Consider the following 25865-nt stretch of genomic DNA (forward strand, 5'->3'; position numbering starts at 1 on the left):
TTTATTACTAGTACATTGATGGATGGTTAGTTTTTAGCAGTTAATGTATTGCTCCAATTCCCAAGAGGTAACTTGAGCGTTATGAGCATTCCACTCTTGATACTTAAAGTCGAGGAAAGTTCTTGCTCCCTGTTCTCCTAAAGTGGACATCAATAAAGCATCTTGCTCTAAAGATTGCAGTGCTTCTAAAAGACTTGTCGGCAGGGTTTGTAAGTCAGGAAATTCCGTCCCTCGCACAAACATATTTTCATCTAACCGCTTACCCGGTTCTAGATGTTTTTCCATACCTTCCAATCCAGCCGCTAGAATTCCTGCCTGGGCAAGATAAAGGTTAGCAGCACCATCAATCAAACGACACTCAAAGCGTCCACCTTCGGGAATACGAATCATGTGAGTGCGATTGTTGCCACCATAGGAGATGTAGCGAGGACTCCAGGTGCTGCCAGAAGTCGTCATTGTTGCACCCAGTCTTCGATAGGAGTTAATTGTTGGATTACACAAGGCTGAGAGTCCACGTCCATGCGCTAAGACTCCTCCCAAAAACTCATACGCTAATTTAGAAAGCCCTGCTTCATCAGTAGCGTCAGCAAAAGCATTACTTCCATCGTTCCACAAGCTCATGTGGAGGTGAGCGCCATTACCTGTTAAATCACTAAAGGGCTTAGGCATGAAAGTAGCGGTGAGTCCACGCTGTTCTGCCAAGGTTTTGACCATGTATTTAAAAAACACATGACGGTCAGCCGTTGTTAGAGCGTTATTGTAAGTCCAGTTGATTTCAAATTGACCATTAGCATCCTCGTGGTCGCATTGGTAAGGCTCCCAGCCTAGTTGCTCCAGGTAACCGACAATAGTAGAGATGAAGTCAAACTGGCGCATCAAGTTCAGTTGGTCGTAGCAAGGGCGTGCTGCTGTATCCAGCGAGTCAGCGATTTGATAACCCTGTTCACTCTTTTTGAGCAGGAGAAATTCCGCTTCCACTCCAGTTTTGTAGCAGTAACCCAGTTCTTCACACTGTTTGAGGACTTGCTTGAAGATTACTCTCGGTGAAGCGGCGAAAGGTTCTCCATCAAGATACACGTCACTGGCTACCCAACCAACATTCGGTTGCCAGGGCAGAACGGTTAAGGAATTTGGGTCAGGGATAGCGGCAATATCATTAGCATCAGGCCCTAATCCGAGATTGGAAGCAAAGGCAGCAAAAAAAGCCCCATCTGATTCAACGGCGGCAATCTTAGCAGCAGGAACTAATTTAGCGCGGGTTCCTCCCAGGAGGTCGGTGTAGGAAACCAGGAAGAAATTTAAGTTCAGTTCTTTTGCCAGTTCAGTTAGCGATTTGCCTCTAGTCAGGGTGGTCGTCACTGCCGATACTCCAAATGAACTCTGGCTCCGAGTAAACCAAATCTTGTTATGACAAATTTGTATCTAGATATACCAGGTAAAGCCGGGTATGAAGCTTAACGGCTTGCAGGGCTTGGGTTGTAACCATCCTTCACGATTCCCATTGCGGAAAATTTAGAATTGAGCGATCGCAACACTCCAACGTTTACGATGAAATCAGTAGTCTTTGATGCGTGTGAGCTATCTCACAAACGCGATCGCAAACAATCACTTTTGCCTAAAACCTATCATCACAATCCTCTCAAAGATTTTCGCTGATACTAGATCTACTGAGTTCAGTTCTTATGGTGATGCATCTCCCAGTTCTTCTGCTTTGTGTAATATCTGAGGGATTTGCAAGCGCACATCATGAGGGCTGTCTGCCCCCACCCCATCACTCCCTATTTGGCAGTAAGCTAATCTGTTTGAGCATTCGTTTAGCATACTGCCTTGTCACATCAAATTCCCTGATGACTGCTGTTGAGAGAACTCCTTATGTTTGACACCACACAGATACTGATTGATCACTTTGTTCAACAGATTAAAGAAGGCTACCGTCGCACCTACGGAGGCTGGAAATCTAACTATGCAGAAATTATCGCCTGGGCAGGCAGTATGGCGTTGGAGAACATCGCCAATAGCGATGCTCTCTATCACAATGTTGAACATACGGTTTTAGTCACCTTGGTTGGACAGGAAATTCTGCGAGGCAAGCATATCCGTGAAGGTGGTATTTCCTGCGAAGACTGGATGCATGGCATTATTTCCTTGCTCTGCCATGACATTGGATATGTTAAAGGAGTCTGCCGACAAGACTCCATTAGTGAAGGGCTATATGCCACAGGTATAGGCAGCGAAAGGGTGAAACTTGCTCCTGGTGCTTCGGATGCTAGCCTGACTCCTTACCATGTCGATCGAGGAAAATTGTTTATTGACGAGCGCTTTGGCGGCAACCTACTGATTGATGCCGACGAAATTAAGCTCAATATTGAACTCACTCGTTTCCCTGTACCCAAGGATGAAGACCATCAGGATAAAGTTAAGCTTCCTGGTTTGGTGCGAGCCGCTGATTTAATTGGTCAGTTGAGTGACCCACGATACTTGAAGAAGATTAGCGCCTTGTTCTATGAGTTTGAAGAAACAGGGGTGAATCAAGCTTTGGGTTATCAGAATCCCGGAGACTTACGCCAAAACTATTCCAAGTTTTACTGGGGTGGAGTTTATCCTTACATCAAAGAGGCTTTACGCTACTTAGAGCTAACGCTTGAGGGCAAACAAATCATTGCGAATCTCTACGCAAATGTATTTGTGGTAGAGCATGAACAACCTTCTGTGCAAGCGACAGCAAGTGTAGCTTGAGTGTAGCTAATAAGTGCGTGGAAAAGGCGATCGCGTTTTTCTAATCTGCTACCATTAACACTATGGAAAAGGGTGCAAAAGTTTAGTATTTCCTGAACTTATGCACCCTTTTTAATGGGGATCTTCCATTCGTAGTATTGTTTTTTCTATTTGAGATAAATAGTCTACAAAATGATCGCTCTGGTAGCTTTACTCTCAAGGAACTTTCGCACTGACTGGATGACAATTTACTGAGGCTGGAATTGGGCAAAGTCACCAATATAGGGTTTAGGTAAAGGAAAGCTGTAGCTACCAACTTTACTCGTCGTGACACCAAGTCCCACTAATGCCTCAACCAGCTTCACCGCAGCAGCAACGCCATCAATCACTGGCACCCCCGTTTCTGAACTCAGCCACTGGGCTAAATCAGTCATACCAGCACAGCCAAGGAGAATGCACTCGGCACGATCTTGGGCAATCGCATTTTTCACTTCATCCCTTACCCTACACGCCGCATCTGAACCTACCGCTTCTAATGCCAAGACGGGAATTTCAGCAGAACGAACTTTACGGCAAAAGCGTTCCATTCCGTATTTCATGGCTAACTGCTCAATAATCCCAATCGAGCGCGGTAGGGTGGTAACGACAGAAAAACTCGTGCCTAGCATAGCTGCCGTGTACATTGCCGCTTCGCAGATACCAATAACGGGACTACGTGCAACTTCTCGTGCTGCATCCAAACCCGTATCATCAAAACAGGCAATAACGTAGCCATCATAGCCTTCTGCCTCACCCTGGCGAACGAGTTCCAGCATTCCAGGTACAGCATACGCACCATCGTAGTGACCTTCAATGCTCACTGGCCCTTTATTAGGGTTCAGCGTAACAATTTCTGTCGTCGGATTGGCGACTGCCCTTGCCGCAACCCCGATTTTCTCTGTCATTGAACCCGTAGTATTCGGGTTGATTACCAGAATCTTCACTCGATCAGGCTCCAATTCTTGTAGGTGGTAGGTGGTAGGTGGTAGGGCGAGAAGGCAATGTACAAGGAATCCAAAACCTTTAACGTTTCTAAGTCTTAATCTGACTTGTACGCTACAACCTACAACCTACAACCTAATACCTAACACCTTGAACTCGAAACGCGACAATTGGCAGTAAGCTGTTTACTGCATTTATGGCGATTCAAGATGGCAACCATTAACGATAACTACCTCAAACTCAAAGCAGGTTACCTGTTTCCCGAAATTGCTCGACGGGTGAATACCTTTGCAGAAGCTAATCCTGACGCAAAGATTATCCGATTGGGTATTGGCGATGTCACAGAACCGCTACCAGAAGCCTGTCGCACAGCGATGATCAAGGCTGTTGAAGAAATGGGCGATCGCGCTACCTTTAAAGGCTATGGTCCAGAACAGGGCTATGCTTGGTTGCGGGAGAAAATTGCAACTCACGATTTCCAGGCGCGAGGGTGCAATATTGAGGCTGATGAAATCTTCATCTCCGACGGCTCGAAGTGCGATACAGGTAACATCCTCGATATCTTTGGGCACGACAACACCATCGCTGTCACCGATCCTGTTTATCCGGTGTATGTAGATACTAACGTGATGGCGGGGAATACCGGAGCTGCGAATGATAAGGGTGAGTTTGAGGGCTTGGTGTATCTACCAATTACTGCCCAGAACAACTTCACCGCAGAGATTCCCTCCCAAAAAGTTGATTTGATTTATCTATGCTTCCCCAACAACCCAACGGGCGCAACTGCTACCAAGGAACACCTAAAGGCGTGGGTAGACTATGCCAAAGCGCATAGTTCGATCATTTTCTTTGATGCCGCTTACGAAGCCTTCATCACCGATCCGGAACTTCCCCATTCTATCTATGAGATTGAAGGGGCACGAGATTGTGCGATCGAGTTTCGCTCGTTCTCCAAGAATGCAGGCTTTACCGGAACCCGTTGTGCATTGACAGTTGTGCCAAAGACACTCACCGCAAAAGCTGCCGATGGTTCCGATGTAGAACTGTGGAAACTGTGGAATCGCCGCCAGTCCACCAAGTTCAATGGCGTGTCTTACATCGTTCAACGCGGTACTGAGGCAGTCTACTCCGAGGAAGGACAGGCGCAAACTAAGGCGCTGGTTAACTTCTATATGGAGAATGCCAAGATTATTCGAGAGCAACTGACGGCTGCTGGATTATCAGTATACGGCGGCGTGAATGCGCCCTATGTCTGGGTGCAAACACCTAATGGTCTATCTAGTTGGGATTTCTTCGATAAGCTGCTGCAAACAGTAAATGTTGTAGGAACCCCCGGTTCGGGTTTTGGGGCAGCAGGTGAAGGCTACTTCCGAATTTCGGCATTTAACAGTCGGGAAAATGTAGAAGAGGCGATGAAGCGGATTACGGAGAAGTTTAAGGTTTAGAGCAGATCAGGTTCAAGCATCCATTCTTGCTGCCTTCGTTAAACTCAATCTATCAGTCTCATAGGTTGTGGTGGGCGATGCCCACCCTACCTGACCACTTAACATAAAGCTGCAAAGTATACGAAAATGTTCACCGAAGAGACTCTCAAAGCAATAATTGCTGGTGGTGAAACTCTCACCGTCGAGTTCAAGAGTGATCGAGGACCTCTACAAGACAAAGATCTATTAGAAGCTGTTGTTTGTCTTGCTAATACGAAAGGTGGCAAGCTGCTCCTTGGTGTTGAAAATGACGGACGTGTAACAGGTTTACATCCGCTTCATTTGGGATCTGCCCCTCATCTTCTTGCTGCGCTCGTTGCCAATCGCACAGTACCACCTCTGGTAGTAGAGGCAGGATTTGTTGATCTCCCTGAAGGACGTGTTGCGATATTAGATGTACCAGCCGTTCCACAAATGGTATCGACCAGTGACGGACGAACTTTGATTCGTCATTTGGATACACGTGGCTCCCCACAATGCAGACCTCTCTACCCAACAGAAATAAATAGCTGGTACGCCGATCGTGGTCAACGTGATACGACTGCACGGCTTATGACAAATGCAAGGTGGGAAGATCTCGATCCTCTTGAGTTCGTCCGTCTACGTCGTTTACTGAATGAATATCGAGGCGATGCATCTCTTATAGATCTGTCAGACCAAGAGCTAGCACGTGCTTTAGGCTTTGTGCAGAGAGATAACGCAGTACCAACGCTGGCTGGTTTGCTTGTGGTAGGTCAAGAAGAAGTCTTACGTGAACAAGTTCCTACTCACGAAGTTGCATTTCAGGTGTTACGTGGGCAAGACGTTGCTATCAACGAATTCTACCGTTGGCCGCTATTGCGGGTATTTGAACGGATAATGGAAGCTTTTAGCCTTCGCAATGAAGAGAGTGAACTGACAATAGATTTATTTCGTGTAGGTGTTCCTGCTTACGATCCACGTGCTTTTCGTGAGGCAGTGAATAATGCTCTGACTCACCGCGATTACAACCGAATGGGAGCTGTGTATGTTCAGACTCACGACAATGCAATCGTGATAAGGAATCCGGGTGGTTTGATGGAAGGTCTTCGATTAGATAACTTGTTAAATACTGGCCCTGTTCCGAGGAATCCACTACTCGCTGATATTTTTAAGCGTTTAGGGCTTGTAGAGCGCACTGGGCGAGGAATTGGGCTGATATATTCTGGGCAATTACGAACTGGGCGGTTACTTCCGGATTACTCAGGAACTACTAACCTTATAGTCGCTGTCCGTCTACCTGGTGGAGAATCTGATCTCGACTTCGTAAAAATCATATTGTCAGAGGAAAAACGACTACAGAGATCTTTCAGTCTTGATGAATTACTAATGCTCAGTCTTCTTAGGCGAGAGCGAGAACTCAACCTATCGGAAGCAGGGCGTTTAATACAAAAAGGTGAGGATGAGGCTCGTCGTGTGCTTGAAGGACTAACGGAAGATGGTTTGATAGAAAGGCTGAAGACATCACGGCAACGAGAATATATGCTCAGTGCTTCTATGTATCGGCAAATGGGTAAGCCTGAAGCATATGTTCGTCGTAGAGGCTTTGAGCCTTTACAAATGGAGCAAATGGTTTTGCAATACATTGCTAAAAATGGACGCATTACACGAGCAGAAGCAGCACGTTTATGTAAGATAACCTTAGGACAAGCATCCTATCTCCTAACTAAGCTTGCTCATCGAGGAGTTCTACAAATGATGGGCACTGCTGGCATCGGTCGTGGTACACATTATGTTCTTCCCAAAGCTGCAATGTCTGAAGAGACTATGGACAATACGTCTATGGATTCTCAACAAATGCTTAGTTTAAACAATACTACTGATATCGATATATCAACATACTCTGAGGATGTTCTTTCCAAAGCTACAATGTCTGAAGAGACTATAGACGATACATCTATGAATTCTCAACAAAAGCTTGGTTCAAAGAACACTAATAATATAGATATACCCATATACTCTCAACTAGAACTTGACCTAGAGAACACTCTTGATAAGTAGGAGAAAACTGTCTATGTAAACTCATCCTAGTTATCCACATACAGGACTGTATTACCAGTTGCTCAGAGGCATTTTCAGCCCCTTTAGGGACGAGAAGATATCTAAGCCCCAGTAACGGAGCGATCGCCTAAATAAACATAGAGAAAGTGCGATCGCCTGCGGTGAGGCTGTATCCTCGCAAACTCGTCAATTTATCGGAGAGTGATGGAACGATAAATGCTTGAAAATGAGGAAGTAAGCACTACAGCCTCTGAAGTTTTGTATTACTCGTCCCTATACCTGAATCAATTAAAGCGATGGAAAAACCGATTGTCTGGCTACATGGTGACTGCCTTAGCCCCAAAGGGCCAGCGCTGCAAACCTATCCCGATGCTCCAGCAATTTGGGTTTGGGATGAAAAGTTACTCGAAGAATGGCAGATTAGTCTCAAACGAATTGTGTTTATTTACGAGTGTTTGCTAGAACTACCAGTGACGATTCGGCGTGGAGATGTAGCAGCGGAAGTTGTCGCCTTTGCTAAAGAACACGGTGCGGATGGCGTGGCAACAGTAGATAGCCCTAGTCCTCGGTTTGAGACAATTTGTGATGATATTGAAGCAGCATTATCGCTAGAAGTAGAAGTGTTGTCACCGGAGCCATTTGTCAAATACGACGGATACATTGACCTCAAGCGTTTTTCTCGCTATTGGCGTGTAGCACAGCAATATGTTTTTGAGTCGAAGTAGTTTTGTGAAAAATCAACGTGTTCGGACAGGCGTTCCACAGGTTGCAAAGCCAAGCGCCTTCATCGCACCAATCGCCTTTCTTTGGGCAGTGACAACTCCAGCTCAAGCAGTTCCTATACCAATTGAGCAACAGGTTCAGGATGTGGTGTCGCATCTCGTTGGAGTGATGGATACTTCTGCACAAGCTGCGGCAACTCCTGGCGCTCCAAATGTTCGGATGACGACGTGCCAAGTGAGTGTGGAAAATGCTGATACTTCACTCAACCCTCGCTCGTCAGTTTTCCTCTACCAGGAACAAGCGCTTTCTGAAAGTCTTAACTCTCCTTATCGGCAGCGATTTCTACGCATTGCTCCAAGTACAGGTGGAGAGAGTGTTGAATCGTTAGCCTTTAAACCGCCAACTCCAGAGGCTTTGATTGGATTATGCAATCAACTGGAGGCAAAGCGAGTTGTCCAGCAAAGTGACATTGGTGAAGCGGCGTGTAGCGTATTTTTGAAGCCGGAGGGCGAAAACTATATTGGTGAAACGCCTGCTGAGGGTTGCGCTACTAATGTCAGGGGTGCCGTAAGAATCACCAATAGAATTGTGCTGCATCAAACAGGGATGGATACTTTAGATCGTGGGTTTGATGCGAATGGTAATCGAGTATGGGGGGCAAAAGACCAACCTTATCAGTTTCGGTGGGTTGACAAATAACTTCTGATAAATTTAACAGCTTTGATTCCAATTCTAGGGGAACTTCCCTTGAAACATACTTTGCTTGAAGCGATCGCATATCTGAAATTCAAGGCTGCGTCTCTTCAATCAGCATTGACCTAGTTGGATAAGCGTTAAAACTTGGCGTTAAGTATTGACATAGAACCAGCAATGGTTTCTCCTGTAACCCGGATTGACCTCTCCCCCAACCCCTCTCCTACAAGGAGAGGGGAGCAAGAATAAAACTGCGGTTCCCCTTCCCTCGCGAGAGGTGCGGGGTTGGAGGGTTAGATCATTTCACAAGCTTTAGCAATACGCGCCAATACACTATCAAGATTTTGTCTCACGTCTTCATTTTTAATTCGCAACAGCCGCAATCCTCGTGCTGACAAAGCGCGATCGCGTTCTGTATCGTATTCAGCTTGTTGTTGATGAATCTGTCCATCTACTTCTATGACCAATCTGGCAGCGTGACAGTAGAAATCTGCAATAAATCCATCAATAATCTGCTGACGACGGAAGTGTAACCCATTCAACCGATTAGCGCGAAGGTGTTGCTAGATAATTTTTTCTTCCTCAGTCATTCGGTGACGAAGTTCCTTCGCACGTTGTACTTTGACTAAGGTGACTTTTTGCCCAATTAACGATGTTGTCAGTTGACTCCTTTTTTGGTGTTGGGGATTGCTGGGGAGTAATGTTATTCATTAATAAGATATGAGAATAAATTTGTATCTTCGATTGGGCGGGATTGACCTCTCCCCCAGCCCCTCTCCTACAAGGAGAGGGGAGCCGGAGCCTCTTGTTCCCCCTTCCCTTGCAGGGAAGGGGGTTAGGGGGTTAGGTTTTTCAGGGATGTAGCAGAGTGCGATCACCTGGAATCAAAAGCCTATAAAATCTTTTAAATCATATAAGATTTCAGCCATTAAATCTTCATTGCGAATTTCCCAATTGCTAACCCGAAAAACTTGCCATCCCTCTTTACGAAGTTTTCTATCTTCTTTTAAACGTTTTGAGTAATTTTCTTCGTTTGCCTGCCAAATATTATTTTGTTTTTTTCCATAGTGACCAATATCATCTATTAGAATTGCATATCTTTTGTTATTCCAGAAAGCCACAAAATCAATACGATATAGTTCATCAGAATGCTTGGAACCCGATGATCGTAAATCTTTTTTAGGTTGAGAATGCCATTGAATCCACGCCTGTGGTAGTAATGCAGGAATATCAGATATAGCCATTTTAAAGGTTTTTGCATATTTAATAAGAAAATCCTTCTCAAATTGTGTTTGATTCATATTTACTAAAGCTTTCTTTAAAGCTACATTAGTAAATTCATCAACTCCAAAAGCTATTTCTAGTTTCCTAAAATTAAAATTCGGATATACATCCTTTATCAAAATGCCCATGCCAGATTTTAGCTCAAACTGTAATTTTTGAATTCCCTTCTCTGAAAAAATTCTGAAATCAGGTTTAGCAATACCAAATGGCAACCCAGCCGGAAATTGTTGACAAAAGAAGTCTGATTTTGATTCCGATTTAATATTATCTGTTTCAAAATCAAAAACAGATTTTTTGCCTGTATTTAAAATAATAAATTTATATTTTTCTTGTTCAAATTTAATTCCTAACCCACTATGCTTGAGGCTATTATTTATATCCTTTACTGCATCTATATGTTTATCTGATTGAAGGTCTGCTACAGAAGTGAGTAACTCTATAATAACCCGAATGATTTTATCAGATGGTAGTGAGGTGTTACTACTATTACTTTCATTCAGTTCTGTTAAAACACTTATTACCCAACTATCCCTTGTACTTCCATCATGACGATAGTCTAACTCGCAACTATAAACAAAAAACTCTGTTAGTTCTGAACTAGATCGATAAATAAAGTTAGACCATTGATATTTATTCGCTGTACCATGACTTCCGCAAATCATTTGTGCTAAGTCTCTGATAGTTCGCGGAGATAACTTCATAAACTGATCTTAATGTTTTAGGAGGAGTAACAGGGTGGGCATTGCCCACCCTACTTGGATTATCGACCTACCGCCGTTGGCATCCCCAAAATATCTTCAATTCGTGGCATTTCTTCCAACGGAATCACACGACCTTCATCCTCAAAATTAGCAATTTGATCAAAGTTCAAATACCGATACAAATCACCAGCAAAAGGATGAATTTTCTTCGCCACAATGTCCATATATTCCTGCAAAGTTGGAATACGACCAAGCATGGCACAAACGGCTGCTAATTCAGCAGAACCGAGATAAATTTGTGCGCCTTTACCCATGCGGTTGTTGAAGTTGCGTGTTGAGGTAGAAAACACGGTTGTGTTATCTCCTACTCGTGCTTGGTTGCCCATACACAAACTACAACCAGGAAGTTCCGTTCTCGCACCTGCTGCGCCAAATGTGCCGTAAACTCCCTCGTCCTTTAGTTGCTTTTCATCCATCCGGGTTGGGGGACAAATCCAGAGACGAGTCTTGACGGGTGGTTCACCTTCCAACACCTTAGCTGTTGCCCGATAGTGACCGATATTGGTCATGCAAGAACCAACGAACACCTCATGTACGGGATCGTTAGCAACTTCAGATAGCAGCTTCACATTATCCGGGTCATTCGGTGCCGCAACGATTGGTTCCTTGATTTCATTCAAGTCAATCTCGATAATTTCTGCATACTCCGCATCTGGATCAGCTTCCATCAGCACTGGGTTTGCCAGCCATTCCTCCATCTTGGCGACGCGGCGCATGATTGTCCGAGCATCTTGGTAACCCCGCGCTACCATGTTTTTCAACAACGCTACATTAGAGCGTAGATACTCCGAGACTGTCTCCACACTCAGCTTAATTGTGCAACCCGCACAAGAACGTTCCGCACTCGCATCGGTGAGTTCAAAGGCTTGCTCTACTTTTAAATCAGGCAACCCTTCAATCTCCATAATCCGCCCGGAGAAAACATTCTTCTTATTCTCCTTGGCTACCGTTAGCAGTCCTTTTTGAATTGCCACATAGGGAATCGCATTCACGATATCCCGTAGCGTTACTCCAGGTTGCAACTCACCTTTGAACCGCACTAAGACAGATTCCGGCATATCCAAGGGCATTACACCCAACGCCCCTGCAAATGCGACTAACCCAGAACCAGCGGGGAAGGAAATTCCCAAGGGGAAGCGGGTGTGAGAGTCGCCGCCAGTTCCCACAGTATCCGGCAGTAGCATCCGGTTCAGCCAGGAGTGGATAATGCCATCGCCCGGACGCAAAGCGACACCACCGCGAGAGGAGAAGAAGTCAGGCAAGTCCTTATGGGTTTTGACATCCACGGGTTTGGGATAAGCTGCTGTATGACAGAAGCTTTGCATCACCAAGTCTGCACTGAAACCCAGACAGGCGAGTTCTTTGAGTTCGTCACGAGTCATCGGACCCGTGGTATCCTGAGAACCGACCGTGGTGATCAGTGGAGTGCAGGCAATACCCGATCGCACACCCGGTAAACCACAGGCTTTACCCACCATTTTCTGAGCTAAGGTGTAACCTTTACCAGTATCGACGGGTGGTGTGGCACGAATGAAGATCGGGCTAGGATCTAAGCCAAGCGCAACTCGTGTTTTATCAGTTAGGCTACGCCCAATCAGTAGTGGAATCCTTCCACCAGCTCGTACTTCATCTAGCATAGTTTCAGGCTTGAGCGTGAAAGTGGAAATCACTTCCCCTGCTTCATTGGTGATTTCACCTTTATAGGGATGGATGGTAATCACCATTCCTGTTTCCATCTTTGTGACATCGCACTCGATGGGTAGTGCCCCGGCATCTTCAGCCGTGTTGAAGAAAATCGGCGCGATCGCACTCCCCAAAATATACCCCCCAGCCCGTTTGTTCGGCACAAAAGGAATATCTTGCCCAATGTGCCACAGCAAGGAGTTAATTGCTGATTTGCGGGATGAACCCGTCCCGACGACATCCCCCACATAAGCAATGGGATACCCTTTCTCCTTTAGCTGGGCAATGGTTTCTATGCCTCCTGGCATCCGAGATTCCAGCATCACCGTAGCGTGTAATGGGATATCCGGGCGAGTCGTGGCGTGGGGTGCTGGGGATAAATCGTCAGTATTCGTCTCTCCCGGCACCTTAAACACCGTAACGGTAATGGCTTCCGCCAATTTTGGGCGTCCGATGAACCAGTCAGCGGCTGCCCAAGAGTCAATTACCTGCTTAGCATAGGGATTAACATCAGACAGCGCCAGCACATCGTTAAAGGCATCAAATACCAGTAGCGTTTTACTCAAGGCGGCAGCAGCTTCCACTGCGAGTCCAGTATCCTTGGACTTGAGCAGATCGATTAAAGACTGGACATTGTAGCCACCAACCATTGTCCCTAAAAGGCTGACAGCCCCTTGAGGAACAATTAGAGGGCTAGTCGTCTCGCCTTTAGCGATCGCCGTTAAAAACGCGGCTTTGACATAAGCGGCGGGATCGACTCCAGGAGGAACGCGATCGCGCAGCAGTTCCATTAGCGTTTCTTCTTCCCCAACGGGCGGATTTTTCAGCAATTCACATAATTCGGATGTCTGTTGGGCATCTAATGGTAGGGGGGGAACACCCAAAGCTGCCCGTTCAGCAGCATGTTGACGATAGGATTCAAGCATTAAAACAGTCTCCAGAGGTCTATCTGCAAAGTTTTTGCCATGTATGGCGTTCTCAAGCATAAGGTTACTGCCACCCTAACGAACTTCGCTGTTGACAGTGAACGCCTTCATACACAGAATGCATGGCTTACTATTTCAATTGTTACAGTAGGTTGCGCTACTGACTGTTTGGGACGTTAAATCTGCCCTAACCTTTATGGCGACAGCTATACTACCCTTCCCGACAGCCACAAAAAAAAGGCGATCGCTCACTGTTGATCGCCTTTGGTTGCGCCTGAAGTTAAAAATGGCTTGGCTTAGCCCATACCTTGAAGAGAAAGAGGCAGGGTTGCCGTTCATTGCGGAAAAAACTGTTTACAACTACAAGGAAAGCGCCATTTGCTTGGACTCCGCTTCCAGAAGCTGAATCAAGTTTTGGTCACCATTCGCTTTCGCTACCTGTAGCCGATGTTCCAGACTGCGACGGATGTTTTGCAAGTGCAGGTTCGTCCACTCATCTATGACTTGTTCACGCTCGTTGCGGATGATACCTGTTTTAGCTGGTGTTGTAGCGATTAGTTGACTTGTACCGTAGGGAACCCCACGATATTTTAGATTATGGATTGGTAGAGGGGTGGCAATGTGTCTCGGATAGTGATAGCGCCAATTTTGACCCCGATACATTCCGCCAATCTCACCTTCAGTGACTTCCAGTGTTGATGGTGCCTGGTCGTAGTTGACACCCCGATAAGATAGTTTCATATTCTTGGTCTCCAATAGCTGTATTTGATTTAAAAGGGTTTTTGTTCAACTGTTGCCCTGAGGCTGAGGTGTGAGGTGCTACTAGATTTAGACGATGCCGTTTGGCTTGTCATGCACCTGGAATCGCGATTATCGTCTGTAGGGAGCGCCACGATAAGTCAACTCGACAGGTGCTACAACTCTGCGGCGACTTTGCTTAGGAGTGTGAGTTCTCCAAGCTTGTCCTCGGTACATACCACCAATCTCGCCTTCAGTTACTTCTAGCGTTGAAGATTCTGCTTCGTAGCTGACACCACGGTAAAAAAGTTTCATTGCTGTTGCGCCTCCGATGTGCTTTCCTAAAAAGTTTGTGTGTGAGGTGAGGAACGCAAAGTAAGCGCTTTTCAAAGCTAGCCTTAGGCATGGCTTTGTTGCTTTCTTGTGCCTCAGGGCATCTGACTTAGGCAGATGTCCCAGAAAAAAGGTTGTTCAGAAATTTATTTCTGTATCTATTTTTACAGTTTTTCTTTTGGTTGTGTCAAATATTAAGAAACTCACACAAACCACTCGAAATAAAGCCTATGAAGAATTGATTTTCGCTTCAGCCTGTGCATACCTAAGAACAAAGACAGCTCAACTCCTCTCAAATAGATAGAGTTATCCCGCAAAATGCCGTGTGTACCGATAAGGTGAAATTTTGGACAGCCGAGAATGACTCCTACGACAGAGGATTTAGGATTACTAGCGGCAGCCATAGCAGAAAGCCTTCAGCTATAAGCTTTTTAGTTTCCCTTGTTGTCTCTAGGTTCACACACCTCCCGCAATACCTCATCTCTCCAGGAAACTGCTATAGCTTTGCACATCACATGGCAAGTTGCCGAGCACGCGAAAGGCAAGCTTGCAATCACTGTTTCGCGATCGCACTAACAGAATACGGATCTTAGATTGGATAACATTTTATATGAGTTTGATGAATGGAAGTACCTGGCAAAAATCCCTCATTAGCATAATTCCCTATTTATTGGTGCTGGGCATTCTTGCAATAAGTCTACTATCCTTAGCTAGTCATATTAGCTGGACTTTGTACCTAGAACTATTTTCTCATTTCAAGCTGCAATATCTAGGTATAAGTTTAATTTTATTTACTTTATTAGCTATTACTCGAAAGAAGTTGTTAATACTGATTGGCTTGTTTCTTGTTGTCATTAATTTGACAGAAGTTGCCTCTTGGCATTTGCCTCCAAGGTTAGGAAGTACTAGCACTAGTAATCTACGTGTTCTCAGTTCAAATATAAATATCAAAAATAATAGTTATTCAAAACTTCTGTCATTTGTTAGGAAAGAAAAACCAGATATTGCAGTGTTTATGGAGGTCAATAACGCTTGGGTAAAACAGCTATCATCCCTAGCCGACATCCTCCCTTATTCTTTTACAAAGCCTAATCCCTATAATTCTGGGATAGCTGTCTATAGTAGAATGCCCTTAGAAAATGCAGCGATTAACCTTTTCGGTACTTCCGGCAGTCCAAGTATTGTTAGCAGCTTAAAAATTAATGGCAAAATTGTTTCTTTTATTGCGGCTCATCCACCGCCACCCTTTAAACCAGATTCTTTCTACTCTCGAAATAAGCAATTAGATGAAATTCGCAAATATGTCCAAGAGCTAACAACGCCTGTGGTAGTAGCAGGGGATTTGAATGTAACGATGTGGTCACCGTATTACAAGAGATTTGTTAGTAAAACAGGACTTCATAATGCTCGTAAAGGGTTTGGGGTTCTCCCCTCGTGGCCGACAAAGGCTACCTACTCGCACTACTCTAAGTTTCCAGCTTTTGTATACCAGTTGTTATCAATTCCGATTGACCACTGTCTAATCAGCCCAGACATCAAAGTTTCTAAGATTCACACGGGACGGAATGTTGATTCAGATCATCTACCACTGGTTACTGATTTGGTGATTCCCAAAAAATAAAGCGATCGCTTTTATAGCCATCAGCAGTCAGCTTTCAGCGGTCAGCTTTCGGTCAAATGGCTCTAGTTAAGGAACACTCTTCTCCCCTTAATGTCCTAACATTAGTGGCTACTGCTATATCACCTACGGTATGCTTGGCTGGCACGGGCTATGGGTTTTGTAAGCAACACAGCACCTTGAGCGATCGCTAACTTCAAGTAGTGGGTCAAGCCCTTGGAAAACCTTGGTTATCAGTTACCGCCAGTCTCAATCATGAATCGCGTTCAAGCCCAATGACAAAAAAAAGCTAACAAAGACTACCAAAGTGCTACCAAGAAAAGCCATAATGCCGACAAACACGGTTGTACACAGATGTCTGCGAAGTACTTTTTTCTCTCCGACGGCTGGACTGTCGGTCGGGTTTGGGAGTTTGGTGGACTTTGGAACATAAACGCTTGGCGACGCCCTCCTGAAATCCAGCAAATGAACCTTTGTATCCTAGAGCAAGGGGAAAAGTTGTGGCTCTATCGGGTTGAAGAAGCTGTTCTCATGGTTGAAGTTAGACCAACACCCGACGCCTCAGCTGAGTCAGCAAAAACAATTGGTCAAGTCGTCCTGAAGCGCCTGATTACTGCTGACCAAGCAATAGAACGATTAGCAAGCCCACAGACTTTATTCAACCCTCCTTCTGTAGAATAATGTAAGGACTATGTAAAGAAGGTTAGCGAAGTTCTCCCGATGTGGGATCACAAATCTCGCGTCGCTTGCAATCAACTCTAACAATAGTTACACTTCTTTAAACAATCTTCAGTTTCACGGATGCCTTGTCCGACAATCTACGTTGTTTTTCCTAGGTTTATTTACAAAGTCTAGGTTTGATGACAGCGATTTCTAACATCTTCAAGAAGAGAAGCGTCGAAGTAGAAACTCTATTCACGAGGAGGAGCGTAGTCAATGGGACTACCTTGGTACCGAGTACATACAGTCGTCCTGAATGATCCAGGTCGCCTGATTTCTGTACATTTGATGCATACTGCTCTTGTGGCAGGTTGGGCTGGTTCAATGGCCCTTTATGAATTGGCAATTTTTGATCCAAGCGATCCAGTTTTAAACCCAATGTGGCGTCAGGGCATGTATGTCCTGCCTTTTATGGCTCGTCTGGGTGTCACGGAGTCTTGGGGAGGTTGGAGCCTTACGGGTGGAACGGCAACAGACCCAGGCTTCTGGTCACTTGAAGGCGTTGCGGCTGCTCACATTGTTCTTTCCGGTCTGTTGTTCCTAGCTGCTGTGTGGCACTGGGTTTACTGGGACTTGGAACTGTTTAGAGACCCCCGCACGGGTGAACCCGCTCTGGATTTGCCAAAAATGTTTGGCATTCACCTGTTCTTATCAGGTCTGCTTTGTTTTGGCTTTGGGGCATTTCACCTAACAGGGCTATTTGGACCTGGAATGTGGGTATCTGACCCATATGGTGTCACTGGTAGTATTCAACCTGTAGCACCATCCTGGGGACCAGAAGGGTTTAATCCCTTTAACCCAGGCGGTATTGTGGCTCACCATATTGCCGCTGGGATTGTTGGCATTATTGCAGGTTTGTTTCACCTAACGGTTCGACCACCAGAGCGGCTATTCAGAGCCTTACGGATGGGGAATATTGAAACCGTACTCTCTAGCAGTATTGCCGCTGTGTTCTTTGCCGCTTTTGTCGTGGCAGGAACGATGTGGTACGGCAATGCCGCCACACCAATCGAACTGTTTGGTCCAACCCGCTACCAGTGGGATAGTGGCTATTTCAAGCAGGAAATTGAACGGCGCGTTCAAACTGAGCTTGCTTCAGGAGCAAGCTTGTCAGGAGCTTACTCGACGATTCCAGAAAAGTTAGCGTTCTATGACTATGTTGGTAACTCTCCCGCTAAAGGCGGTTTGTTCCGTACAGGTCAAATGAACAAGGGTGATGGCATCGCTCAATCTTGGTTGGGTCATGCCGTGTTCAAGGATGGTGAAGGACGGGAATTGTCGGTTCGTCGTCTTCCTAACTTCTTTGAAACATTCCCCGTCATCCTTACCGATGCTAATGGTGTCGTTCGTGCGGATATTCCCTTCCGTCGGGCGGAATCAAAATATAGCTTTGAGCAAGCTGGTGTAACCGCTAGCTTCTATGGTGGTGCGTTAGATGGTCAAACATTTGATGACCCAGCGGAAGTGAAGAAGTATGCACGTAAAGCTCAGCTTGGTGAATCCTTTGAATTTGACCGCGAAACCCTGAACTCTGACGGTGTATTCCGTACCAGTCCACGGGGTTGGTTTACTTACGCTCACGCTGTATTCGCCTTGCTGTTCTTCTTCGGTCACATCTGGCATGGCTCTCGGACTCTCTTCCGGGATGTGTTTGCTGGTGTTGAGGCAGATTTGGAAGAGCAAGTCGAATGGGGTCTGTTCCAGAAGGTGGGTGACAAGTCTACCCGGAAAAAAGAGGCTGTTTAGAACAGCAATTTAGTAAGAGGTAAAAGGCAAAAGTTAACCGATTCTCTTTTGCCTTTTTACTTTTACTTTTGTGTTGCAAGGTAGACTAGTAATAAAGCAGATAATCAGGAATTATTGACATGGAAAGCATTGCTTATATCTTTATCCTGGCTTGTGCAATTGGTACGCTCTTTTTTGCGATCGCCTTTCGTGAGCCACCTCGGATTGAGAAGAAGTAGTTCACGGCGAGGAGCTTGCTCCTTTGGTGTCATTTGGCTCCTAGAGCCGCTGTTTTAGCACAGGTGCAGTTCTGCACCTGTTAACGTTTACTATAAGCTTACAGCTCTGTTGGATGCCCTGAGCCGCAAAAGTCCATCGGCTCCTCTACATAAGAGGAAACTGATTGAGACAAACCTCGGCTCAGTTTTTCGCATTTATTGACAGCCTCCTGACCAGAGCCTTCTCGTTGATTTGCTGCCTTTGAGTCCACAAAGCTAAAAAGGACTTTTCCCTATGCGATGCCCCTATTGTCAGCACACCGATAGCCGTGTCCTTGAGTCCCGTTCGACGGAATCAGGGCAAAGTGTACGGCGACGGAGGGAGTGTTTGAGATGTAAACATCGCTTTACCACCTACGAACGGATTGAATTTGTACCACTAACCGTTGTTAAGCGAGATGGCAGGCGGGAATCATTTGACCGCTCCAAGCTACTACGTGGAATTGTACGTGCTTGTGAAAAAACTGGCATCCCTCAAAGACGCCTAGAAGTTTTGGTGGAAGAGATTGAAGCCGAACTACAACACCGGTTTGGACGAGAAGTCAACAGTAATCAAGTGGGTGAATTAGTCCTGCGGTACCTGCGCGGCGAGAGTGAAGTCGCCTATGTGCGTTTTGCCTCAGTCTATCGACAGTTTCAAGGCATCCGAGATTTTGTTGAGACATTGGATCATCTCCAAAGTGATGCTGAACTCATCGAAACTACCCAAGCCTCACCAACTGCCGTCTCAGAAGCTGAGCAACAGGAAGCCCCAGAGTCAGTGATGACACCCTCGTGAGCTATCAGGTGAACCCGTTGTTCACTTAAAATCAACCGTTGCTGTAATCATTATCAAGCTGACAAATAAGTAATCCAGCTTGAGTTATAATTACCTGTCTGGACTTTATTAAATATTTTAAAATAGGGTTGAGACAAAGCGATGTAGGTGTAGGCGGCACAAAGCCGAAGTGCGTGTACATCGACAGGAGGCATAGTCATTACGGAGATAAAACTAGGAATTACAACACACATGCTCAGTCAGAAAACAACCGCTACAGATATTGGCTTCACTCACGAAGATTTCGCCGCCCTCCTTGATCAGTATGATTATCACTTTAGTCCTGGCGATATTGTCGCGGGTACCGTATTCAGTTTGGAGCCGAGGGGCGCTCTGATTGACATTGGTGCGAAAACCGCTGCATATATTCCAATTCAGGAAATGTCAATCAACAGAGTTGACAACCCTGAAGAAGTCTTGCAGTCAAACGAGACGCGGGAATTTTTCATTCTGACTGACGAGAATGAAGATGGACAACTAACCCTCTCTATCCGTCGCATTGAGTATATGCGAGCTTGGGAGCGAGTGCGGCAGCTACAGACGGAAGACGCTACTGTGCGCTCTCTTGTCTTCGCAACCAACCGTGGAGGAGCGTTGGTACGGATTGAGGGGCTGCGTGGCTTTATTCCCGGCTCTCATATCAGTACTCGTAAACCGAAGGAAGATTTGGTGGGAGAAGAACTGCCGCTGAAGTTCTTGGAGGTTGATGAAGACCGTAACCGTCTGGTTCTCTCACATCGTCGTGCGCTGGTTGAGCGCAAGATGAACCGCTTAGAAGTAGGTGAAGTGGTTATTGGTTCCGTTCGCGGCATCAAACCTTACGGTGCCTTCATCGACATTGGTGGTGTCAGTGGCTTGCTGCACATTTCTGAGATTTCCCACGATCACATTGATACGCCTCACAGCGTCTTTAATGTCAATGACGAAGTAAAAGTGATGATCATTGACTTGGATGCTGAAAGAGGTCGGATTTCTCTATCTACCAAGCAGTTAGAGCCAGAGCCAGGCGATATGATTAACAATCGTGACCTGGTCTATGACAAGGCAGAAGAAATGGCAGAGAAGTACCGAGAGAAGATGCGTGCTGCTCAACAGCAACCAGCCGTTCTCGAACTCGAACCCGAACTCGAACCCGAACTCGAACCCGAAGCCGAACCTGAGAGTGAGATTGAGATTGAGCTTGAGCCTGAGGTGATGGAAGAAGAGATTGTTGCGGCTATCGAAGAATAATCTTTCAGTTGATTATTCGTGATTGAATCATCAAGATATTGTAAAAAGAGGGAGTTTCCCTCTTTTTTTTGTAGCTATGTCAGGGAGATAGGAGAGTAGCACTTGGTAACGATTCGCTGTCGAGATGTCACGTTTCCTAATATTCAGGCGATCATTTTTGATAAAGATGGCACGTTAGAAGATTCTCAGAACTTTTTGAGAGAACTAGGCCACAAGCGATCGCGTCTGATCGATGCTCAAATTCCTGGCATCGGAGAACCATTGCTGATGGCTTTTGGCATCAATGGTGACACCCTCGACCCAACAGGTTTGATCGCAGTAGGTAGCCGCCGTGAAACGGAAATCGCGGCAGCGGCTTATATTGCTGAAACAGGTCGAGGTTGGATAGAGTCACTTGCGATCGCGCATAGTGCCTTTGAAGAAGCCGATCGCTATCTCAAAGACACGGCTAATACTTCACCCCTGTTTGCGGGTAGCTTGGATGTGCTGAAAGTTCTCTATGACGCTGATTTGAAATTGGGAATCCTCTCAGCCGCGAGAACCGCCAATGTCCAAGCCTTTGTCAAGCGTCATCAGCTTGAACCTTACATCCAGTTATGCCAAGGCGTTGATGAGGGTCCGAGTAAGCCTGACCCGACCCTATTTCTCCAAGCCTGCCAAAGCCTAGGTGTTGAACCCGCGTCAACCCTAATGGTTGGGGACTCTGCGGGTGATATTGAAATGGCACGACGTGCAGGTGCGGCAGGTTGTATTGGCATTTGTTGGGGAACACCCGCCGCCGCACATTTAGAAGCCGCAGATGTTGCGATTTCCCAACTTGATGAAATCCTAGTGCTGGAATAGCGGCACGGTTCGGTGCCATCCTCCTACAGGCTACTAGCGAGCGGCTGGAAACTTTACTGAGGGTAAGTTAGTAAAACTGAGAAGTATGCTACAAACACCATCCAAACCCATCACATTAGAAGAATTTCTGAGGCTACCAGAAACGAAACCTGCCAGCGAGTACATTAATGGACAAATTATTCAGAAGCCAATGCCACAGGGAAAGCACAGCACGATTCAGGGTGAACTGGTTACAGCTATCAATGGTGTCATGAAGCCTCAGCACATTGCACGCGCTTTTCCAGAACTGCGGTGTACTTTTGGCGGACGCTCAACGGTGCCTGGTGTGTCTGTGTTTGTTTGGCAGCGAATTCCCCGTGATGAGAATGGGGCAATTGCTAACATTTTTCGATTAGCCCCTGATTGGACAATTGAAATCTTGTCACCTGACCAAAGCCAAACGAAAGTCACGAAAAATATTCTGCACTGCCTGAAATACGAGACTCAAATGGGTTGGCTAATTGATCCGGAGGAACAAACGGTGTTTGTTTATCGCGCAAACCAACAGCCAGAAGTGTTTGATGAACCAGAACAGCAACTTCCTGTGCCATCGTTTGCCAGTGAGGTACGGCTGAGTGTAGGGGAATTGTTTGGTTGGCTATTGGAGTAAATCCAATTCGGTAATGGTGCGTCACGACAAACCTAAGGCACTCTACCAAATTACTCAACCCAACCGACTAACGCCCCCACTCAACTACACCTTAAGCAGACTTTATGTTTTCTTCCAAAACCTCTAAATTCTTGAGCAGACGAATGGCTGATTGATACGCTTCCTCGGTTAATTCCTGCCGTTCTTCGCTACTCTCTACTAAGTCATCTACGACTAATCCTAAGAAGCCAATCATCGGGTTAAGACGAGTCCGAATCTCATAAGAGGTTTGGACTAAAACATCATTAACAGCCGCGTTCGTCACACCATCGGCGTTTCGATCAAATTGCATCCAATACAAACGAGTGTAGTAACCGCCTTTTTTGAGGAGTTCCTCATGCGTGCCAAGTTCTACCACTCGTCCTTTATCCATGACAGCGATTTGATTGGCTTTCTGGATTGTCGAGAGTCGGTGAGCAATCACAATTGTAGTGCGATCGCGACAGAGTTCATCAATTGCCTGTTGCACCAAGCGTTCGGAAACGGTATCTAAGGCACTTGTTGCCTCATCCAAGATTAAAATGTCAGGGTTACGCAAGAGGGCGCGTGCGATCGCCATTCGTTGCCGTTGTCCCCCTGATAGCATCACGCCGCGATCTCCAATTTCTGTATCAAACCCTTGTGGTAACTGAACAATAAACTCATACGCATTAGCACGTTTTGCCGCCTCAACGATTTCATCCTCTGTAACATCCTCTCGTCCATAAGCAATATTGTTACGAACTGAGGTATTAAATAAGAAGGTATCTTGGCTGACAATCCCCATCGCTTGCCGAAGCGATCGAATATCATACTCCCTTAAATCTTTTCCATCCAAGGTAATACGACCCTTAATCGGGTCATAAAATCTTGGCATCAAATCTGCTAGCGTTGACTTTCCCGCACCAGAAGCTCCTACTAAAGCAAGAGTTGTCCCTTTTGGTACCCATAAATTAACCTCATTAAGTACCAAATTTTCATGTCCAGGATAGGCAAACGATACATCTTCTAGACGAATTCCTTGCTCTATTTTTGTATATAAGCTCTGACCATTAGCCATAAACGGCTTATCATTTCGCTGCAAGAAATCTGCAACAATTGCTGTACTAGGAGCCGAGTTAGCAAATCCACTTCTTTGTGTATTCAACTGACTCACAACTGGCAGTAACCGAAAAAGTACAGCTAGATAAATCAGTAAAACAGTCGAGAGAGATTCTATCTCCTGCAAAAACAACGTTTTTCCCAAATAGACAATTGCTAAGATTGCCAAAATCCCTGCCACTTCATTAATCGGTCCAATAGCGGCAAAATTAGCTTGTGACTGATAATCTGCTCGTTCTCGTTCGTCAATCAGTCTTTCGATGCGTTGATATTCAACCTTTTCATTCCCAACCGCTTTGATGAGACGTATACCTGTCAGTATTTCTAGTAAAGCTGTGGAGTAAGCACCTGACTTTTCCGAGAGTACCTTCCCAAATCCTTTAGCACGTCTCACAAAATACTGATTGAGCAAAGTTACTAATAATAATAAAGCTGTAGAAGCAATAGTTAATTTCCACGATATTGATATTAAAATGCCAATAAATACCAAGATTGTAACTGAGGTTGTAAAAACTTGGATAGCAATTCTAATTGCCCCCGCAGCCCGACCGACTTCTCCTCCGATTCTATTGATAATTTCTCCAACTTTTATTTTTGCATAATAATCTAAGTCAACTTCCAGTAATAACTGAATTCCTGCTTTCCTAATATCATTAACAAGTTTCCTTGAAAGAAGACTAGAGGTCAGGAGGTTAACATAATTAGCAATATTCTTGAGGACGATAGCTAGAATGACAGCCAACATCATTAAGGCGAGGTGATTGCCACCTCGATCACCGTTAAAAAGAGATAACGCTTTTTGAATGATTGGCGGTCCTCCTTCTAGATTAATGTTATCTTGACCTAGAAATCCTAAGACTAAAGGCACAATTAGCGTTATTCCAACACCATTAAAAAGAGCGCTAGAAAAGCCAAGAATTATAGTAAAAACAATCCAGCTAGGATAGCGTAGTGCATAACTCAGAAGTAGCTGATTAGGGGACATATGGTAGTGCCTGGTGTGAAATACAATACAAAGCTTTCAGATAAACTTATAGCGGGTTTCAGTTGGATGAGGTAGAGATTAGGGGCTTGAAACCTAGAGAGAGCAAGAAAAACAAAAAAGCTGATATCTGACAGCTTTCTACTATATTTAGTTAAGCTCTACAAGAACATCCGAAAGAATTGCCGCCATTGTATCAATACTATAGTGTTCGATACATCGCTTCCTCGCTTGAACTCCTTGAGCATTTGCAGCATCTAGGTTTTGAAATATCCATTGAATTTTTTGGGCAAGTTGTTCGGGAGAACTTGGATCAACGAGATAACCTGTATCCCCTAAAATTTCTGGGATGTCACCAACACGAGTAGATAAAATTGGCTTTGCCATCGCCATCCCATCAGTCAATTTGAGAGGAAACTGCGCTCTAGTTTCAGGAGAATCTCGCTGGGGAACGACAATAATGTGAGCAGAAGATACAATCTCAGGCATCATCTGCACTGAACACCGAGGTAACTGGATTATCCAATGTCCCCAACGTTGAATTAATTGCTGATCATAGTCATCATAAGGACTGCCACCAACAATCACTAGTCTCAAATCAGGCTCATTCAAGTAATCTAGCGCTATCAAAACATCTTCTAGACCTTTATAAGGGCGTGGCGCTCCAGGAAACATTAAAATTCGGTATCCTGAGAGGTTGAAGCGAGTTCTACTAATTTCAGCGTCATAGCGTTCTGGGTCAAATAAAGAGATATTTTTACCATTCGGAACAATAATTCCCCCAAAACGCTTCTGAAGAAAACTAGTATGTACTGTTACAGCATCAGCTTTGCTAATTAACTTTTCCATCCATTGCAGGTACAGTGGATGATCAGGTCGCCTCAACGCTCCTTCTTTTTTTAGCAAGTCTCTTGCTAATTGCTTGGGTGTGGGATAATACTGCCAGTCATCTCCGCCATACCAGCTCAATTCCCAATCATCAATATCTAAGATGACTGGTAGACGGCTAAACAATTTTTTCAGTAAGGCTAAGCCGAAGCTAGCTGGTTGAGGTTTAATCGCGTAGATAAAATCTCCATCAATTTTATTTAGAAGTTGAGCAACTGGTTTAAAAAATTCCGGATACTTGCCACCTGTTACCGAATAAATAGGTAAGTCTGAAGGAACGGCTGTGTATAGGGGTTGGTCAAATAGAAAGCCAAGCACTTCAACTTCATAGTTAAGTTTCCTCAAAGCCTCACTGAGTAAAGAAGCCCGGATTATTCCATCATTTGCTGATAAATTCCATACGAGTAGCGACACCTTTAATCTGTCTTTCATTAATCTCGGCTATTTCAGAAATTAGGTAGATGTCAGCATCCAGATAAATAATTTTTTCAAAGATGATTCCTGCTAGAAAGCTACTGTGTTCGCAAGCCTAAGAGCTTATTCCCAAAAAAACTTCCTCTCCTTCCTCCAGGAGGGGTAGAGAGGATCGATCCAGAATAACACCTTCCGAACTTAGGATTGACTTCACAAAAAGCTCTAAAACAAAACTTGTATTA

The 25865-nt window shown here is 45.2% G+C and carries 23 protein-coding genes; 14 read left to right on the top strand and 9 right to left on the bottom strand.

Translation table 11 applies throughout. The features are described from left to right. Positions 1–33: 33 nt before the first annotated feature. Positions 34–1359 (bottom strand): type III glutamate--ammonia ligase, encoded by a 1326-nt coding sequence (gene glnT, locus AC5JL3_RS26900; RefSeq protein ID WP_496077391.1) that lies wholly within the window; start codon positions 1357–1359, stop codon positions 34–36. Between the two features lie 513 nt (positions 1360–1872). Here glnT and AC5JL3_RS26905 point away from each other — a divergent pair. Continuing rightward, positions 1873–2736, top strand: a complete 864-nt coding sequence (locus AC5JL3_RS26905; protein ID WP_192222633.1) for an Npun_R2479 family HD domain-containing metalloprotein — start codon at positions 1873–1875, stop codon at positions 2734–2736. Positions 2737–2963: 227 nt separating this feature from the next. Here the strand turns inward: AC5JL3_RS26905 and AC5JL3_RS26910 are convergent, their stop codons facing one another. Next, on the bottom strand, positions 2964–3698 hold the full coding sequence (locus tag AC5JL3_RS26910) for an aspartate/glutamate racemase family protein (protein ID WP_496077392.1): 735 nt from the start codon (positions 3696–3698) through the stop codon (positions 2964–2966). A 207-nt stretch (positions 3699–3905) separates the two neighbouring features. Between AC5JL3_RS26910 and AC5JL3_RS26915 the strand changes: the two genes are divergently transcribed. The 4 genes from AC5JL3_RS26915 (at position 3906) to AC5JL3_RS26930 (ending at position 8621) form a co-directional block, all read left to right on the top strand. Beyond that, positions 3906–5141 (top strand): LL-diaminopimelate aminotransferase, encoded by a 1236-nt coding sequence (locus AC5JL3_RS26915; protein ID WP_496077393.1) that lies wholly within the window; start codon positions 3906–3908, stop codon positions 5139–5141. 126 nt (positions 5142–5267) lie between these two features. Next, complete coding sequence (locus AC5JL3_RS26920; RefSeq protein WP_496077394.1) at positions 5268–7199, top strand: RNA/DNA-binding domain-containing protein; 1932 nt, start codon at positions 5268–5270, stop codon at positions 7197–7199. Positions 7200–7495: 296 nt separating this feature from the next. After that, positions 7496–7924, top strand: a complete 429-nt coding sequence (locus tag AC5JL3_RS26925) for a hypothetical protein (RefSeq protein WP_496077395.1) — start codon at positions 7496–7498, stop codon at positions 7922–7924. 4 nt (positions 7925–7928) lie between these two features. Beyond that, entirely contained in the window at positions 7929–8621 is a 693-nt protein-coding gene (locus tag AC5JL3_RS26930) for a chromophore lyase CpcT/CpeT (RefSeq protein ID WP_496077396.1), read from the top strand. 287 nt (positions 8622–8908) lie between these two features. On the opposite strand, the gene AC5JL3_RS26935 is transcribed toward AC5JL3_RS26930, so the two are convergent. From AC5JL3_RS26935 to AC5JL3_RS26955, 5 genes are all read right to left on the bottom strand, one after another. Then, positions 8909–9157: an endonuclease domain-containing protein gene (locus AC5JL3_RS26935; RefSeq protein WP_496077397.1), complete on the bottom strand. Its 249-nt coding sequence runs from the start codon at positions 9155–9157 to the stop codon at positions 8909–8911. A gap of 342 nt (positions 9158–9499) precedes the next feature. Next, positions 9500–10600 carry a hypothetical protein gene (locus tag AC5JL3_RS26940; RefSeq protein WP_496077398.1) on the bottom strand — a complete coding sequence of 367 codons (1101 nt, stop codon included), beginning with the start codon at positions 10598–10600 and terminating at the stop codon, positions 9500–9502. Between the two features lie 59 nt (positions 10601–10659). Beyond that, positions 10660–13269 (bottom strand): bifunctional aconitate hydratase 2/2-methylisocitrate dehydratase, encoded by a 2610-nt coding sequence (acnB, locus tag AC5JL3_RS26945; RefSeq protein WP_496077399.1) that lies wholly within the window; start codon positions 13267–13269, stop codon positions 10660–10662. Between the two features lie 360 nt (positions 13270–13629). Next, positions 13630–14010 (bottom strand): arginine synthesis PII-interacting regulator PirA, encoded by a 381-nt coding sequence (gene pirA, locus AC5JL3_RS26950; protein ID WP_496077400.1) that lies wholly within the window; start codon positions 14008–14010, stop codon positions 13630–13632. A gap of 129 nt (positions 14011–14139) precedes the next feature. Beyond that, positions 14140–14322: a DUF4278 domain-containing protein gene (locus AC5JL3_RS26955; protein ID WP_192222645.1), complete on the bottom strand. Its 183-nt coding sequence runs from the start codon at positions 14320–14322 to the stop codon at positions 14140–14142. Between the two features lie 637 nt (positions 14323–14959). On the opposite strand from AC5JL3_RS26955, the gene AC5JL3_RS26960 reads away from it, so the two are divergent. The 9 genes from AC5JL3_RS26960 to AC5JL3_RS27000 all read left to right on the top strand — a co-directional run bounded on the left by AC5JL3_RS26960 (position 14960) and on the right by AC5JL3_RS27000 (position 22220). After that, positions 14960–15961, top strand: coding sequence for an endonuclease/exonuclease/phosphatase family protein (locus tag AC5JL3_RS26960; RefSeq protein ID WP_496077401.1), 1002 nt, complete (start codon positions 14960–14962; stop codon positions 15959–15961). A gap of 56 nt (positions 15962–16017) precedes the next feature. Further along, a complete protein-coding gene (locus AC5JL3_RS26965) occupies positions 16018–16152 on the top strand; it encodes a hypothetical protein (protein ID WP_496077402.1) in 135 nt (44 codons plus the stop codon). Between the two features lie 160 nt (positions 16153–16312). Continuing rightward, entirely contained in the window at positions 16313–16639 is a 327-nt protein-coding gene (locus AC5JL3_RS26970) for a hypothetical protein (protein ID WP_192222647.1), read from the top strand. A 255-nt stretch (positions 16640–16894) separates the two neighbouring features. Beyond that, positions 16895–18424, top strand: coding sequence for a photosystem II chlorophyll-binding protein CP47 (gene psbB / locus AC5JL3_RS26975; RefSeq protein ID WP_496077403.1), 1530 nt, complete (start codon positions 16895–16897; stop codon positions 18422–18424). Between the two features lie 119 nt (positions 18425–18543). Further along, positions 18544–18642 carry a photosystem II reaction center protein T gene (locus AC5JL3_RS26980; protein WP_192222649.1) on the top strand — a complete coding sequence of 33 codons (99 nt, stop codon included), beginning with the start codon at positions 18544–18546 and terminating at the stop codon, positions 18640–18642. Between the two features lie 274 nt (positions 18643–18916). Beyond that, positions 18917–19459, top strand: coding sequence for a transcriptional regulator NrdR (nrdR, locus tag AC5JL3_RS26985; RefSeq protein WP_496077404.1), 543 nt, complete (start codon positions 18917–18919; stop codon positions 19457–19459). A gap of 231 nt (positions 19460–19690) precedes the next feature. Continuing rightward, entirely contained in the window at positions 19691–20728 is a 1038-nt protein-coding gene (locus AC5JL3_RS26990) for a 30S ribosomal protein S1 (RefSeq protein WP_496077405.1), read from the top strand. Between the two features lie 102 nt (positions 20729–20830). Beyond that, positions 20831–21571: an HAD family hydrolase gene (locus AC5JL3_RS26995; RefSeq protein ID WP_496077406.1), complete on the top strand. Its 741-nt coding sequence runs from the start codon at positions 20831–20833 to the stop codon at positions 21569–21571. 85 nt (positions 21572–21656) lie between these two features. After that, positions 21657–22220, top strand: a complete 564-nt coding sequence (locus tag AC5JL3_RS27000) for a Uma2 family endonuclease (protein ID WP_496077407.1) — start codon at positions 21657–21659, stop codon at positions 22218–22220. 91 nt (positions 22221–22311) lie between these two features. On the opposite strand, the gene AC5JL3_RS27005 is transcribed toward AC5JL3_RS27000, so the two are convergent. Both AC5JL3_RS27005 and AC5JL3_RS27010 read right to left on the bottom strand, forming a co-directional pair. Further along, a complete protein-coding gene (locus tag AC5JL3_RS27005; RefSeq protein ID WP_496077408.1) occupies positions 22312–24324 on the bottom strand; it encodes an ABC transporter ATP-binding protein in 2013 nt (670 codons plus the stop codon). 147 nt (positions 24325–24471) lie between these two features. Continuing rightward, a complete protein-coding gene (locus AC5JL3_RS27010; RefSeq protein ID WP_496077409.1) occupies positions 24472–25641 on the bottom strand; it encodes a glycosyltransferase family 4 protein in 1170 nt (389 codons plus the stop codon). Between the last annotated feature and the right edge of the window lie 224 nt (positions 25642–25865).

The organism is Symplocastrum torsivum (assembly GCF_059505465.1).

What these genes read in the sequence shown, in the direction of transcription:
- AC5JL3_RS26960 (WP_496077401.1), top strand. Translation starts at nt 14,960, where the DNA reads ATGAATGGAAGTACCTGGCAAAAATCCCTCATTAGCATAATTCCCTAT.
- acnB (WP_496077399.1), bottom strand. Translation starts at nt 13,269, where the DNA reads ATGCTTGAATCCTATCGTCAACATGCTGCTGAACGGGCAGCTTTGGGT.
- AC5JL3_RS26925 (WP_496077395.1), top strand. Translation starts at nt 7,496, where the DNA reads ATGGAAAAACCGATTGTCTGGCTACATGGTGACTGCCTTAGCCCCAAA.
- AC5JL3_RS27010 (WP_496077409.1), bottom strand. Translation starts at nt 25,641, where the DNA reads ATGAAAGACAGATTAAAGGTGTCGCTACTCGTATGGAATTTATCAGCA.
- AC5JL3_RS26920 (WP_496077394.1), top strand. Translation starts at nt 5,268, where the DNA reads ATGTTCACCGAAGAGACTCTCAAAGCAATAATTGCTGGTGGTGAAACT.
- AC5JL3_RS26915 (WP_496077393.1), top strand. Translation starts at nt 3,906, where the DNA reads ATGGCAACCATTAACGATAACTACCTCAAACTCAAAGCAGGTTACCTG.
- AC5JL3_RS26965 (WP_496077402.1), top strand. Translation starts at nt 16,018, where the DNA reads ATGGCTCTAGTTAAGGAACACTCTTCTCCCCTTAATGTCCTAACATTA.
- AC5JL3_RS26905 (WP_192222633.1), top strand. Translation starts at nt 1,873, where the DNA reads ATGTTTGACACCACACAGATACTGATTGATCACTTTGTTCAACAGATT.
- AC5JL3_RS27000 (WP_496077407.1), top strand. Translation starts at nt 21,657, where the DNA reads ATGCTACAAACACCATCCAAACCCATCACATTAGAAGAATTTCTGAGG.
- pirA (WP_496077400.1), bottom strand. Translation starts at nt 14,010, where the DNA reads ATGAAACTATCTTATCGGGGTGTCAACTACGACCAGGCACCATCAACA.
- AC5JL3_RS26980 (WP_192222649.1), top strand. Translation starts at nt 18,544, where the DNA reads ATGGAAAGCATTGCTTATATCTTTATCCTGGCTTGTGCAATTGGTACG.
- AC5JL3_RS26955 (WP_192222645.1), bottom strand. Translation starts at nt 14,322, where the DNA reads ATGAAACTTTTTTACCGTGGTGTCAGCTACGAAGCAGAATCTTCAACG.
- AC5JL3_RS27005 (WP_496077408.1), bottom strand. Translation starts at nt 24,324, where the DNA reads ATGTCCCCTAATCAGCTACTTCTGAGTTATGCACTACGCTATCCTAGC.
- nrdR (WP_496077404.1), top strand. Translation starts at nt 18,917, where the DNA reads ATGCGATGCCCCTATTGTCAGCACACCGATAGCCGTGTCCTTGAGTCC.
- AC5JL3_RS26990 (WP_496077405.1), top strand. Translation starts at nt 19,691, where the DNA reads ATGCTCAGTCAGAAAACAACCGCTACAGATATTGGCTTCACTCACGAA.
- AC5JL3_RS26940 (WP_496077398.1), bottom strand. Translation starts at nt 10,600, where the DNA reads ATGAAGTTATCTCCGCGAACTATCAGAGACTTAGCACAAATGATTTGC.
- AC5JL3_RS26970 (WP_192222647.1), top strand. Translation starts at nt 16,313, where the DNA reads ATGTCTGCGAAGTACTTTTTTCTCTCCGACGGCTGGACTGTCGGTCGG.
- psbB (WP_496077403.1), top strand. Translation starts at nt 16,895, where the DNA reads ATGGGACTACCTTGGTACCGAGTACATACAGTCGTCCTGAATGATCCA.